Source organism: Oceanobacillus kimchii X50, assembly GCF_000340475.1.
GTDB lineage: Bacteria > Bacillota > Bacilli > Bacillales > Amphibacillaceae > Oceanobacillus > Oceanobacillus kimchii.
In genome coordinates this window covers 2,624,451-2,638,497 of the sequence record NZ_CM001792.1, presented here as the reverse complement: position 1 = coordinate 2,638,497, position 14,047 = coordinate 2,624,451, and the positions used below count along the sequence as shown (strand labels likewise).

General features: G+C 34.4%; 14 protein-coding genes. 10 read left to right on the top strand and 4 right to left on the bottom strand.

All coding sequences use genetic code 11. The annotated features are described in order from the left end of the window. Positions 1 to 18 precede the first annotated feature (18 nt). From C794_RS13845 to C794_RS13810, 8 genes are all read left to right on the top strand, one after another. Positions 19 to 1,068, top strand: coding sequence for a LacI family DNA-binding transcriptional regulator (locus tag C794_RS13845; protein ID WP_268258104.1), 1,050 nt, complete (start codon positions 19 to 21; stop codon positions 1,066 to 1,068). 285 nt (positions 1,069 to 1,353) lie between these two features. Next, positions 1,354 to 3,006 carry a glycoside hydrolase family 13 protein gene (locus C794_RS13840; RefSeq protein WP_017797743.1) on the top strand — a complete coding sequence of 551 codons (1,653 nt, stop codon included), beginning with the start codon at positions 1,354 to 1,356 and terminating at the stop codon, positions 3,004 to 3,006. Positions 3,007 to 3,197: 191 nt separating this feature from the next. Continuing rightward, entirely contained in the window at positions 3,198 to 4,184 is a 987-nt protein-coding gene (locus C794_RS13835) for an N-acetylglucosamine kinase (protein WP_017797742.1), read from the top strand. 173 nt (positions 4,185 to 4,357) lie between these two features. Then, positions 4,358 to 5,686, top strand: a complete 1,329-nt coding sequence (locus tag C794_RS13830; RefSeq protein ID WP_017797741.1) for an ABC transporter substrate-binding protein — start codon at positions 4,358 to 4,360, stop codon at positions 5,684 to 5,686. Positions 5,687 to 5,755: 69 nt separating this feature from the next. Further along, the gene (locus C794_RS13825; RefSeq protein WP_017797740.1) at positions 5,756 to 6,649 is read left to right on the top strand and encodes a carbohydrate ABC transporter permease; all 894 of its coding nucleotides are present in this window, start codon (positions 5,756 to 5,758) and stop codon (positions 6,647 to 6,649) included. Between the two features lie 31 nt (positions 6,650 to 6,680). Continuing rightward, a complete protein-coding gene (locus C794_RS13820) occupies positions 6,681 to 7,523 on the top strand; it encodes a carbohydrate ABC transporter permease (protein ID WP_017797739.1) in 843 nt (280 codons plus the stop codon). A gap of 222 nt (positions 7,524 to 7,745) precedes the next feature. Then, positions 7,746 to 8,708, top strand: coding sequence for an agmatinase family protein (locus C794_RS13815; RefSeq protein ID WP_017797738.1), 963 nt, complete (start codon positions 7,746 to 7,748; stop codon positions 8,706 to 8,708). Positions 8,709 to 8,947: 239 nt separating this feature from the next. Continuing rightward, positions 8,948 to 9,187 carry a hypothetical protein gene (locus tag C794_RS13810; protein WP_017797737.1) on the top strand — a complete coding sequence of 80 codons (240 nt, stop codon included), beginning with the start codon at positions 8,948 to 8,950 and terminating at the stop codon, positions 9,185 to 9,187. 56 nt (positions 9,188 to 9,243) lie between these two features. On the opposite strand, the gene C794_RS13805 is transcribed toward C794_RS13810, so the two are convergent. From C794_RS13805 to C794_RS13790, 4 genes are all read right to left on the bottom strand, one after another. Next, entirely contained in the window at positions 9,244 to 10,569 is a 1,326-nt protein-coding gene (locus tag C794_RS13805; protein ID WP_017797736.1) for a short-chain fatty acid transporter, read from the bottom strand. 200 nt (positions 10,570 to 10,769) lie between these two features. Continuing rightward, a complete protein-coding gene (locus C794_RS13800) occupies positions 10,770 to 11,036 on the bottom strand; it encodes a helix-turn-helix domain-containing protein (RefSeq protein WP_017797735.1) in 267 nt (88 codons plus the stop codon). Beyond that, entirely contained in the window at positions 11,033 to 11,206 is a 174-nt protein-coding gene (locus C794_RS20495) for a YvrJ family protein (protein WP_017797734.1), read from the bottom strand. Before C794_RS20495 ends, C794_RS13800 begins: the two co-directional genes overlap by 4 nt. Further along, positions 11,206 to 11,826 carry a sigma-70 family RNA polymerase sigma factor gene (locus C794_RS13790; protein WP_017797733.1) on the bottom strand — a complete coding sequence of 207 codons (621 nt, stop codon included), beginning with the start codon at positions 11,824 to 11,826 and terminating at the stop codon, positions 11,206 to 11,208. Before C794_RS13790 ends, C794_RS20495 begins: the two co-directional genes overlap by 1 nt. Positions 11,827 to 12,321: 495 nt before the next feature. On the opposite strand from C794_RS13790, the gene motA reads away from it, so the two are divergent. After that, complete coding sequence (gene motA, locus C794_RS13785; protein WP_017797732.1) at positions 12,322 to 13,107, top strand: flagellar motor stator protein MotA; 786 nt, start codon at positions 12,322 to 12,324, stop codon at positions 13,105 to 13,107. Then, positions 13,100 to 13,879: a flagellar motor protein MotB gene (motB, locus tag C794_RS13780; protein ID WP_017797731.1), complete on the top strand. Its 780-nt coding sequence runs from the start codon at positions 13,100 to 13,102 to the stop codon at positions 13,877 to 13,879. The genes motA and motB overlap by 8 nt, the downstream gene beginning before the upstream one ends. Positions 13,880 to 14,047 lie beyond the last annotated feature (168 nt).

Sequence of the window (14,047 nt, the reverse complement as noted above, 5' to 3'; positions counted from 1 at the left end):
TAGAGTAATATACGAAATATATGTTGTAAAGAACAGCTAGAAGGTGAAAGAATGGTTACGATAAAAGATATTGCCAAAGCGACAGGTGTATCCCCATCAACAGTTTCAAGAGTAATTGCTGATAATTCACGTATTAGTGAAGAAACAAAGGCAAAGGTAAGAAAAGCGATGGGAGATTTAGGTTATTTCCCTAATCTGACTGCACGTAATTTAGCAGTTAAATCAACAAAAACAATTGGGGTGATATTACCTTCTTCCGCAGATAAATCATTACAAAACCCATTTTTCTCAGAAATATTACGAGGAATTGGATCTGTTACACATAAACTTCAATATTCTATGATGCTTTCCTCTGGTCAAACAGAAGAAGAGATTTATGCTGAAGTACAAAGAATTGTATTAGGGAGTTATGTAGACGGAATTATATTGTTATATTCTCGTTTGAATGATCGGGTAACTCAATTCCTAGTGGAAAAAGACTTCCCATTTGTAATTGTAGGTAAACCTCAAGAGGTTAATGATAGAACTACATATGTAGATAATGATAACATTCAGGCTGGAGAAGATATCACTTCCCATTTAATTGAGACTGGTCATAATCGAATCGCTTTTATTGGTGGCGCAAAAGATTTAGTCGTTACCATAGATCGTATGCAAGGTTATACTAATGCACTTAAAAAAGCGGATATACCAATATTAGAAGAGTATCTAATTCATACAGAGTTCTTAAAATCTGGTGGAAAAGAAGCAGTGGAAAAGATTCTTCGTTTACCTGAGAGACCTGATGCAGTCGTAGTAAGTGATGATTTAATTAGTATTGGTGTAATTGGAATGTTAGAAGAGTCGGGATTAAGTGTACCAGAGGATATTTCCTTAGTAAGTTTTAATAACGCTTATCTTTCAGAAATAATTCACCCTGCTTTAACAACGATAGATATTCAAATTTATAAACTTGGCGTAGAATCAGCAAAGGCTATTATCGAAAAAAAAATTGGGATAGATGATCCGAAACGAATAATTATTCCGCATTATATTATCTATCGAGATTCTGTAAAAAGAAAATCATAAAAGAATAGTTGAAAGAAGGGGTGGGGGGTGTATGCACTCTCCATTTTTTTTCGCAGTACTGGGGAGTAATATCCCATTTTAAGACAATGCGTATTAAGGAAAGAAGAAAAGTTAGAATACTAGTAACTGCAAGTTATGAACATTCAGGGCAAGAACGAAAACTCCCGTTGATAAAGTTTCACTTTAATTGATGGATTGATTCGACTTCGTGATAACATGTACGTAACACCATTCCTTCAACTTCGAATTAATTTTACTATTTCATATCCAAGGAGGATCAATTATATGAATAAAATATGGTGGAAAGAAGCAGTTGCCTATCAAATATATCCAAGGAGCTTTATGGATTCAAACGGTGACGGTATTGGTGATATTCAAGGAATAATTTCAAAGCTAGATTACATTAAGGATCTTGGTATTGATGTTATTTGGGTTAGTCCTATTTATGAATCTCCTAATGATGATAATGGATATGATATAAGTGATTATCAGGGTATAATGGATGAGTTTGGCACCATGGCGGATTTTGATGAACTATTAGAACAGGTTCATAATCGCGGTATGCGTCTGATTATGGATTTAGTAATTAACCATACATCTGATGAGCATCCTTGGTTCATAGAGTCTCGATCATCTAAAGATAATCCATACCGTGATTATTATATTTGGCGTTCAGGTAAGAACAATCAGGAACCGAATAATTGGGCTTCCATTTTTGGAGGATCTGCTTGGGAATATGACGAAATGACAAATGAATATTTTATGCACATATTTTCTAAAAAACAACCAGATCTTAATTGGGAAAATCCAAAGGTGAGACAAGAACTATACAATATGGTCAATTGGTGGTTAGACAAAGGAATTGACGGTTTTCGTGTTGATGCAATTTCTCATATTAAAAAGATAGCTGATTTTCCAAATCTACCTAATCCTGAAAATAAAAAATATGTTCCTTCCTTTGAAGGTCACATGAATCGTGATGGAATACACAAATTCCTACAAGAGTTCAAAGAAAAAACATTAGACAAATATGATGTTATGACTGTTGGGGAAGCGAATGGAGTAGCTATTTCACAAGCCGAAGACTGGGTTGGTGAGGATAATGGTGTATTCAATATGATATTTCAATTTGAACATTTGGACTTATGGGGGAAAAATACGGATAAAGGTTTAGATTTGAAAGCGTTAAAACAAACCTTATCCAAATGGCAAAAAGGACTAGAAAATATTGGTTGGAATGCATTGTTTTTAGAAAATCATGATCAACCAAGGTCAATTTCTAGTTGGGGTGATACAACAACATATCATAAAAAATCTGCGAAAGCACTCGCTACACTGTATTTTCTTATGAAAGGGACTCCATTTATTTATCAAGGACAAGAAATTGGGATGACAAATGTTCATTATTCTTCCATAGATGATTATGATGATGTAGATGCTAAAAATCTTTATGAAGAAATGATACATGAGGGAGCTTCTTCCAAAGAAGTACTTGAGATTATTTGGAAGACAGGAAGAGATAACTCGCGTACTCCAATGCAGTGGAATAGTTCTCAAAATGGTGGTTTTACTAGTGGAAATCCTTGGTTAAAAGTGAATGATAACTATACTAATATAAATGTTGAACAGGAATTGAATGATGTAGATTCTATATATCACTATTATCGTAAGTTGATTGAAATACGAAAACAACATGAAGCGTTAATTTATGGTGAATATGATTTAATTTTAGAAAATCATCCACAAATTTACGCTTATACGAGAACATTAGATGAAAAGCAATTTGTTGTTTTTGTGAACTTATTTCCTGAAAAATGTAGTTTTGAATTACCATCGTTTTTAGCTGAGGTAGAAAAGTCATTACTATTAACTAATTATGAAACTACATTGCATAAAGAATTACAACCATATGAAGCGAGAGTCTATCAAGTTAACTAACAAATAAACTGCCGAGTTGAATTTTCTCGACAGTTTTTTATTTTAAAAATTTACCCCCCGCTACAAGAAATTGGGGCTTAGCCAAACGAAATTCCCCGTTGAATGAAATTTCACTTTCTCTTAATCTTATGTTGCTGACATAATTTGAACAGGAATAAGCATAAGATTAACCAAGCAAAGGAGGAGTTCGTATGAGCTATTGTTTGGGAATTGATGGAGGTGGTTCAACAACCACGATGGCAATATCAGATAATACAGGGAATATTGTTGCTCATGTTCAGGGTGGTCCTTCTAATTTACAAGCTACTTCACTAGATGAAATAAAGGATCGATTTGAACAGTTAATTCAAAAATTAGAAAAGCAAGGTGGAGGGAGGATAAGTCAAATCACTTCTGTTTTTGCAGGAATCGCAGGAACAGGTTATGAGAAAAATAGATATTGGGTCGAAAGCTTATTGAATGAATTATTACCGCACGTTGAAAAAAAACTAGTTTTACCTGATATGATAAATGCATTATATTCAGGTACTTTTGGCGAATCAGGGATTGTACAAATAGCGGGAACGGGTTCGGTGACTTATGGAATTAATCCAGACGGAAAAGAAGTGCGCGTAGGAGGATGGGGGTATTTATTTGGAGATGAAGGTAGCGGTACTACATTAGGAATGAAGGCCCTACAAGTTTCACTTCGATATTTTGATGGTAGAGGAGAACCTACTATTCTTTTGGAAATAATCCAAGAACATTATAAAACAAATGATCCACAAGAAATTATTTCGAGAATCTATCAATCAAATCAGGTGAAACAAGAAGTAGCAAAGATTGCCCCCATGGTATTCCAAGCAGCTTTGAGAGAAGATCAATTAGCAAAACAGTTAATATATGAAGCTGCAAATGAACTTGCGTTGTCTATTGAAACAGCAGTAAACCAATTATATACAAGTGAAGAAGAACCAATTCCTGTAATCTTAAGTGGAGGTTTATTTCAAACAGAATTAATCCATACTTACTTAAAAGAAATGCTTGCTGCAAATGCTTCTGTTCATTTGATAAAGCCAACTCTTCCTCCTGTTGGTGGAGCGATTATCGGTGCGCAAATATTAATTGGTAATGAATTGACCGAAGAATTTCGACAGCATTTACAACAATCCTTTGATCAATTAAAGGAGAAAAGCTAGCAAACTATAAATGATTTGCTAGCTTTTTTTAGTATAAATATTAGATTAGCTAAGTATACTTTATTAGATTTACATAAAAGCCTGATTAGCCTTTTTTGTAAATTATTGGAAATAACATGGGTTTTAAACCCATGTGTTTCATAGAAATATTTATTAAAAGGGGGGAGTTTCAGATGAAGAAAAGCAGTTATCTACTAAGTTTAATGTTTGTTATTTCATTTTTTCTTGTAGCTTGTAACTCAGATGAAGAAGGTAAAGAAGATGGGGATAAAGGAAATACAGGAGAAGCTCAAACTGGTGAAATTGCTGGAGATCTAGAAATACAATATTTTGTTGGTGGATATGGCGATGCTTGGTGGAAAGAGGTTATCGGTGATTTCCAGGAAGCATACCCAGATGTAAATATTATAGAGCATGCTGGACCAAATATTAATGAAGAGATGCGATCACGTTGGGTTTCCAATGATCCACCAGATGTTGTCTATATTGATGGAGCAGGTTCCAATGAAACACAAATGGTGGAAGATGGGCAATTAATGAATCTTACTGAATGGTTAGATGGCATTGAATTGGAAGGTGGAGATAAGTTACAGGAGAGTTTTATCGTAGATCCTTCTGATTATGATGGAGAGATTTATACTTTACCTCTTGTGTTTGATACGTGGGGAACTTGGTATGATCGTGCATTATTTGAAGAAAAAGGATATACAGTTCCTACAGATTTCGATTCATTTATGGAATCAATGAGAGAAATTAAGAGTGGTGAAGACATTGAACCTTTTGTAACTAGTGGTCAGCATCCATATTATTTTATTCGTGGCATGTTATTCCCGGCATTTGCTGCTGCTGGTGGAGAAGAATATCTATCTGACTTAATTAAGGGTGAAGAAGGTGCATGGAGTAGTGAAGAAACCTTAGAAATCATGAAGAATGTGGAACAAATGGTCGACGAAGGAATGATTGATTCTGGTTTAGGAGCGTTAAATCATACACAATCACAAATGAATTTCTTGTTACATGATAATGCTTTTATACCAGTAGGCTTCTGGCTTCCAAATGAGATGGCTAACGATATTCCAGAAGGATTTGATTTCGGATTTATACCTTCACCAATGCAAGAGGCAGGGGAGCCATATGCGATTGTTCCAGATTTACGACCTTTAGCAATAGCTGAAAATGCAGAGAACCCGGAAGCTGCGAAAGCTTTCGTTGAGTTTGTATTCACAAGAGAGTATGCAGTTTCCTTCTCGGAACATACTGGAGCAATTATGAATTTGACTGATGTAGATTTAACGCAGAGTGATAAAGTTCCTGCTTACTTAACAGAAGCGAATGAAATGATTAATGATCCTTCCATCGTGCAGATATACAATAAGCCGCACCCTATGAGTGCAGATCTAGAGACGCCAATTGGTAATGCACTAATGTCGTTGATGCTTGGAAATGCTACAGCAGAACAATTTATTGAGGAAGCAGAGAAAGCAGCTGAAGCATATAGATAGCATATGTGTGAATGAGGCTCGGACATTGTCCAGTCTCATTCGGTATATTTTTTAGAAGAGAGTGGTTTGATGGTTCAGTCCAAAAAGCAAAAGTATACATTTCTAGCTGTATGTCTTATCCCAACATTCATTATGTTTAGCATTTTTACACTCTATCCATTGTTTAGTGGATTGTATTATTCGTTTTTTGAATGGTCGGGTTCTTCACAAGTGAAGACATTTATTGGTCTAGATAATTATATCCAATTATTTAAAGATGCGATTGTTCCAGATACGATAATCCATGATTATTTTTTAGTTGTGACAAAAGTGATTGGAATTATGATAATGGCAATGTTTTTTGCTGTGGCACTTACACAATTAAAACTTAAAGAAGCTCCCTTTTATCGAATCGTGTTCTTCTTTCCAAATATTATGTCAGTGGTTGTTATAGGTATATTATGGATGTTTATCTATAACCCAACAATGGGTTTAGTCAATTCTGGATTAGAAATACTGGGATTAGGTGATTGGGCAAAACCATGGTTAGGTAGTGAAAAATGGGCATTGCCAAGTCTTGTTTTACCATCTATTTGGGCTGGTATTGGTTTATTTATGTTGATGTTAATGGGAGGTATATCCAATATATCAAAAAGCTATTATGAAGCAGCTGATATTGATGGAGCAAGTGAATGGACAAAATTTTGGAAAGTAACACTTCCATTAGTCTGGCCACAGGTGAAGATATCTATTTTATATATCGTGATTACTACGCTCAATGGTTCATTTGTTATTGTGCAGGTAATGACAGGCGGTGGGCCAAATAACTCTACCCATGTGATGGGATCCTATTTATATCAGCAAGCTTTTGTACAATTCAACTTTGGTTATGGAGCTACAATTGGCGTAATGATTTTAGTATTATCATTGATTACAGTATTACTTTTACAGTTTGTATTACGGAGGGATAAAGTAGAGTACTAGCATAGCTAGGTGTGCCTGAGGGGGAATTATTTTGAAACGAAGCGTAGGTCAAGTATTGGGTAGGGCGGGAATACGAATCCCTTTAATCCTTTGGAGTATAGCAGTCTTATATCCAATCATTTGGATGTTCATTGGCTCTTTAAAATCAAATGCAGAAATTTACCGAAATCCTTGGGGATTCCCCGAAATCTTGAATTGGCAAAACTATGTGAATGCCTGGTCAAATTACAATATCGATACTAGCGTATGGAATAGTCTTATTGTTACCTTAGTCGGAACAATGTTAACTCTATTGATGGCAATACCAACAGCCTATGCGATAGAACGTATTAATTTTAAAGGAAGCAAGCTTTTATTTACACTTTATGTATCAGCGATGATGATTCCGATGGTATTAGGTTGGATTCCATTATTTTTTCTATTGTCGAATATTGGACTGCTTGATAATGTTTTTGGATTAGCAATTGTTTACAGTGTAAGCCAGCTTCCATTTACTATATTTGTATTGACAAGCTTTATGAGCACCATTCCAAAATCATTAGAAGAAGCTGCTTCTATTGATGGAATGTCTCCATATGGTGTGTTATGGAAAATAGTTACACCATTAAGTATGTCAGGAATTATAACAGTAACAATAATGAATGCTATTCAATTTTGGAATGAATATTTTATGGCGTTAATTTTCTTGAATTCTAGTGAAAATTACACGCTTGCATTGGCAATTGATTTTATAAGTAATGAGGCACAGTATACAAATGCATGGGGTACATTATTTGCAAGTCTTGTTATCGCCATAATTCCAGTAATTATTTTATACGCAATTTTTCAAAGAAGGATTGCTAAAGGTATGACGGAAGGAGCAATTAAAGGGTAATATTAAAATAATAGAATCTAATTACTTATTAAGCTACTTTGTAACAAAAGTAATTTTACTCTGTTCGATTTCCATTGCATACGGCCGCTTTTTAGTAGGAACGACTTCAACTAACTAGGGCTGAGCAGTAATACAGCTACTGAATTAATATAAAAGGTTTGTTTTTCTTGTATTAAAGGAATACGTATTAGGACACGTTATTGTTATTGGAGGAGAATAGAAGTGGCTAAAAACTATATTTATGGAAATACTCCATGCTTTTTAGATGGTGAGAAAGTATCTTTACAGGACAACTCCTATAAGAATAAGGATGTTCTTATTTACGGTGTTCCGTGGGAAGGTGCCGTCACATGGGGAGATTATACCGGTTGCGAACTTGGTCCAAAAGCAATTAGATTAAATTCAGAACGATACTCTGGTTATTTACCAGAATTAAATGATATCGATGTATTAAAGCATTACTCTTTTGGAGATTTAGGGGATGTAGATGTAGTGCCTGCAGATTCTCCAGAAACAATGCGAAGAATAGAGGACTTTGCCAGTAATGTTTGGGAGACTGGGAAATTTCCAATTGCATTTGGTGGAGATCATGGCATTACTTATCCAATAGTACAAGCATTAAGTAATGAAGTAGAAGGAAAGGTGGGGATTATTCATCTAGATGCACATTATGATAATCATCCTGATTATAATGGTGATCTTTATGCAAGAAGTACACCTTTTCATCGTATTTATGAAAGTGAAAGCGTACGTAATAAGAGTATTGTCCATATGGGGATTCATGGTCCACGAAATAAACCAGAAACAGGAACATATGCAAATGAAGTAGGAGCAACTACCATTTCCGTTCGTGAAATTAAACAAGCAAACAATCAACTTCATGAGCTAGCTAAAAAAGCGTATGATATTGCAAGTGAAGGTACCGATGCTGTTTATTTAAGTATTTGTAGTGATGTCTTGGATTTTGCATTCAACCCTGGTGGTCCAGTAGATGGTAATGGATTAACATCATATGAGTTGTTGGAACTTATTTTGGAATTTTCACAGATGGGAATAAATGGAATGGATTATGTAGAAGTCTATCCACAACAAGATACTAACGATAACTCATCTCATTTTGTTACCTATGCTGTTCTATATGCATTAGCTGGTAAGTTAATACACGACGAAAAAGAAAAAAGATAATTATAATAGGCTGAGTCATACTATGGGCGGGGAAAGGGAAGCACCTCCATAGAGAGTCTCCCATATTTCCTGTCACATCCCCAATATGTCTTAGTCTATCTGTAAAAAATATCCAACTAATCCATCATTGATGAGGAATGCCTGCATATATAGTCCTGACTTTTATTTTAAATTCATACAATATGCACTTGCTTGTAAATATGCTCACAAGTATGATGAAACAATAAAGGAGGGAATCGATGACACCCGAAATGATAGATCGATTACTAATGAATATTACAGAACTTTTAAATGAAGTCGAGAACATTCAGGAAAATAGCTATCAAATGGATGAATTGGTGAAGGAATTAGAATCAAAAATAGAAAATATGGAATCAAATATAGATGATTTAGAAAAAAATGCTAATCAATTGAATGACCGATTTTTCTCAGTAATAGATAAGGCGAAGGATACTATAAATGCTCGACATGTTGGGTAAGTCTATATTTATATAGGCCTTCTTCAATGAAGAAAGCCTTTTTTTATTAGCAAAATTTAGAAGAATAACAGTCCAATTGATATGGGAATAAAGCTAAATATTAAAATCATTACACAAAAGCCCATAATATCTCGAACTTTTAGTCCTGCAATCGCAAGTGCCGGAAGTGCCCAAAAAGGCTGTATCATATTTGTCCATGCATCTCCCCATGCAATACCCATTGCTGTTTTTGATGTGTCTGCGCCAATTTCAAGTGCAGCTTCAATCATAATTGGACCTTGTATTGCCCACTGTCCACCACCAGATGGAATGAAGAAATTAACGATACCCGCGCTAATAAAAGATAAAAATGGAAGTGTATATTCAGTAGAAATATTCACAAACCACATAGACAATACCTCTGAAATTCCCGAATCAACCATCATTCCCATAATTCCTGCATAAAACGGAAATTGAATAATAATCGCTCCAGCATTTTTAACGCCTTGACTGACATTATCGAGAAACTGCCTCGGCGTCTTATGCAGGATAATACCTAGAAACAGAAAGATGAAATTAACGATATTAATATTTAAATTAAATCCGTTTGTTACAAAATAATAGACGATAAAACTTAAGCCTAAAAAACCAATTATCATTGAAACAATTGAACTATTTTCTAATTTTTCAGCAGGTGTAGTTGGTTGAATATTAGTGTGTGTATATGGTTCTTCCTCTATTTGTTGAACTTTTTCAGCAAAATACGTTTTATTAGCTGAAACCCCACTTAAAAGATAACGATTAAATAAAGGTAGTGCCACTAATAAAGTGATAACAATAAACAAATTATAAGGACTAAATAATGTTTCCGTGATGGGAATGATACCTACTTGTCCTTCTAGGAAATGACCTGATGTGGCAATAGTTAATGGTACAGAACCGGAAAACCCACCATGCCAGATCAAAAAACCACTATAAGCACTAGCAATTAGTAAGCGATAATCTGCTGTTGGAACTTGCCTTGTTACGTGAGTGGCAAATAAAGCACCTACTACTAGTCCAAATCCATAATTGATAAAACAAGCAATTAATGCAACAAAAGTAACTAAAATAATTGCCTGAGCTGGTGTTTTTGCTATTTTACTTAGCTTAGATAAGTATTTTTTGACAACATTAGTACTTGCTAAAATGTATCCCGTAATTACGACAAGTGACATCTGCATTGCAAATTCTAATAATCCCCAAAAGCCGTTTCCCCAGAATTGAACCATTTCAATTGGCCCGTTACCAGTAAATAATAACCCAATAAAAAATACAGCAATTGTTAATATAATGGCAAATAAAAAGGCATCGGGCAGATACCGTTGAACCATTCTATCGAAAAAAGAAGTTACCGTTTTCAATTTATTTTCTCTCCTTTAAAACTGCTACATTACAACTTATACATATTACATACTATAATTCTAATAAAGAAGAATAGCAAATAGATAGAGAAAGGAATTTGTTAGTAGGAGGATACATTAAGATGAAGATATTTTAGATGATTAGTGGATAATTCTATGTAACCCAACCCCATCATTTTTAGATGGTGTTGGAAATCAAACTAGTTAGCTTCTTGGTACGTTGAATAGAATTCCGATTGGAGTTTTTCAGTATATTCCCAAAAGGTATAGCCTTTTGTCCAATCATAATTTTGTATTATATCAATCGTCTTAATTTGTAATTCTTGTAATAAATCTTCGCGTTCTTGGTAATTGGTTTGTAGAAGTGATTGTTTCATTTTTGGTTCGAATAAATGAAGGATGGTTTCTAGAGACTCTAGGTCATTTTCCAGTTGAACACGTTTGGTTAACTCAATGAGTCTAGTCATGTCATATCCCTCCTTAAATCTTTAATAAGATCGGATAGATTTTTTGAGTGATCTTCGAGCTGCTTTATTCGAACTTCATAACGAATTAATAAGAATAAGGTAACCATAACAGGGAATCCAACATTTTCTAACAAGGATGTAAGATAGGTCATGATTGAAATATCGCTCATCATTCTCCCTCCCTTTGCAAAAACGAGTAAATGTTTTGCAATGCCTTTTTCCTTGTTTTGCTAATCGTTTGTTGTGAGACTCCATCTATTTGAGCGATTTCAGTGTCCGTACACTCATGAATATACGCTGCTTCGAGAATGAATTTCTGTCTTGCTGTTAATTCGTTGATAGCCTTATGAATAATAGGATTTTCAACTCTATTTTCTAAACGTTCTTCCGTTTGAAAAGCTTCTTGTTCCAAGGATTTCTTAGATGGAATTAATTCCATCCATGTGGTTACTTGGGAGTCGTGATATCGTGGTCGGTCGAGAATGAGCATCTGCCTCTTGGTATTACGACGATATCGTTGATCATAGCGGATAGCAAACCTGCGAATTTCATTTGATAAAAGACTAATTAGTGATATTTCTGAGAAGTGTTCTTTAAACTTTTTATCTAAGATCCTTGTGGCATCAGAGCTCGGACAACGTAGAGATTCTTCTAATAACGCCCAATGTTCCTGTGATTGCATAAATGACTGAAGCAAAGCATTACGAAAGATTAGCTCATTATCTTTGACAAAATTCTGTGCACAATGAAATTGACGAATTTCTTCAGGTGATACGCCTTGATTACTCATCCTTATTCTCCTCCCTTCTATAATGTAATAAAGGCAAAATAAATGATTTGTTCACAACCAAGAAATGGTTAATTTTGTATATTATATTGAAAATTTACAATTTTTTCTAATTTCATATTACCTAGAGTAATAATAGGTATTTAGGTCTTGTTTTATATAGGAAATCAACTAATAGTAAATAATCTAGGTAATAATAACTGTAAAACGTTAATGCTATGGAGAAAAATTGTATTACATTATAGAAATAAATGGAATAATAACAGCAGTTTTTCTTGATTTCAATCATAGGAACCAGGATATTAGTCTTGTTTTTTTATAACAAAAAAATTTCAAAAATAATACATGTTTTAAAAAAAGTTATGAGTATATCTTATACACTATGGAAATATCTAGAGACAATTTATCTTATTGCAAAAAATTACAACTCTACTTCTACAAAAGTTATAAAAATTACCGATAAAAAGATTAGTAACTTTTGTTAATAGGAGGATATCAATGGATAAGACATCAATTATTGGATTAATATTAGGCCTCATTGCCGTTGGAGTTGGAATGGTATTAAAAGGGGTGGGACTGGAAGCTCTTATTAACCCAGCAGCAATTTTAATTATTTTATTAGGGACTGCGGCAGCAGTTACGATAGCATTTCCTGGAAGTACTTTAAAGAAGATACCTGCACTTTTTAAGATTATATTTACAGAACCTAAACAAGCAAACACCAAAGAAATAATTGAAATGTTTAGTGAGTGGGCGGATCAAACAAGAAAAGAAGGAATCTTGTCACTAGAGCAGCAAGTTAATGAAGTCGATGATCCCTTTTTATCATCAGGTTTACAACTTGCTATTGATGGACAATCTCCAGATTTTATAAAAGATATTATGCTTGAAAAGATAGAGGCAATGGAACAGCGGCATGAAGAAGGGGCAGCTATCTTTACTCAGGCAGGTACATATGCTCCAACGCTAGGAGTTCTAGGAGCGGTTATTGGATTGATAGCTGCTTTGGGGGACATGTCGGATATTGATGCACTAGGTGCTGCCATATCAGCTGCATTTATTGCGACCTTATTAGGGATATTTACTGGTTATGTTCTATGGCATCCATTTGCAAATAAATTACGTGAAAAATCGAAAAGAGAAGTTTTACAAAAAGAAATTATTGTTGAAGGAATTTTATCAATTACTACTGGGGATTCCCGTTTAATCGTTCAGGAAAAACTTGGTTCTTTACTTACATCAAAAGATGTAGCTTCGTTAAAAGAGGGGAATTCGGATGAGTAGGAGACGGAAGAAGAAAAGCCAATCACATATGGATGAATCTTGGTTGCTTCCTTATGCAGACCTACTTACTCTATTAGTTGCTTTGTTTATCGTATTGTTTGCCATGAGTGATATTAATATACAAAAATATGAGCAACTCGCAAGCGTATTTCGAAGTGAATTTTCTAATGCAGGATCTGGAGTCCTTGACCATCAAGAAATGCCCGTACCACCTCCAGTTGAAGAAGGCACCGAAGAAGATGAAGACGAGGATATAGAAGAACAGGATGAAGAAGTAGACCAAAGCGAAAGTGAATTAAGAGATTTACAAGCATTACAGACACAAATTAATCATTATATAAAAGACCATGAACTGACAGAACAATTGGGTACGGAATTAACGGATGAAGGATTAATGATAACTTTGGTTAATGAAGTATTTTTTGATTCAGGAAGTGCAGAAGTAAAAGAAACTAGCAAAGAAATAGCAAACGATGTTTCCGCCTTATTATATACAGAGCCGCCGCATCAAGTAGTGATTAGTGGACATGCAGATGATGTCCCGATTGAAACAGAAGAATATAATTCGAATTGGGAATTAAGTGTTTCGCGAGCAATTAATTTTATGACGTTAATCTTAGAGAATAAAGAGTTAGATCCTACTTTGTTTAGTGCAAAAGGATACGGAGAATTTCATCCAATTGTACCGAATACGAGTCCTGAAAACAGAGCAATAAACAGACGTGTGGAAGTATTAATATTACCAAATTATGATATTCAAGTACCAGAATAATAATGATATTAAAGAGGTTTGGACATAACACAAAGTTTATTTAAAGAAGATGAACAATGTACTAACGTATACCCTTAAGTACTGTTCCTTCAATAAAACTTCTGTCCGACCTCTTTTTCATTATTAAATCTGTTACTTTATCTACTAATTACACTTTATATATACAGG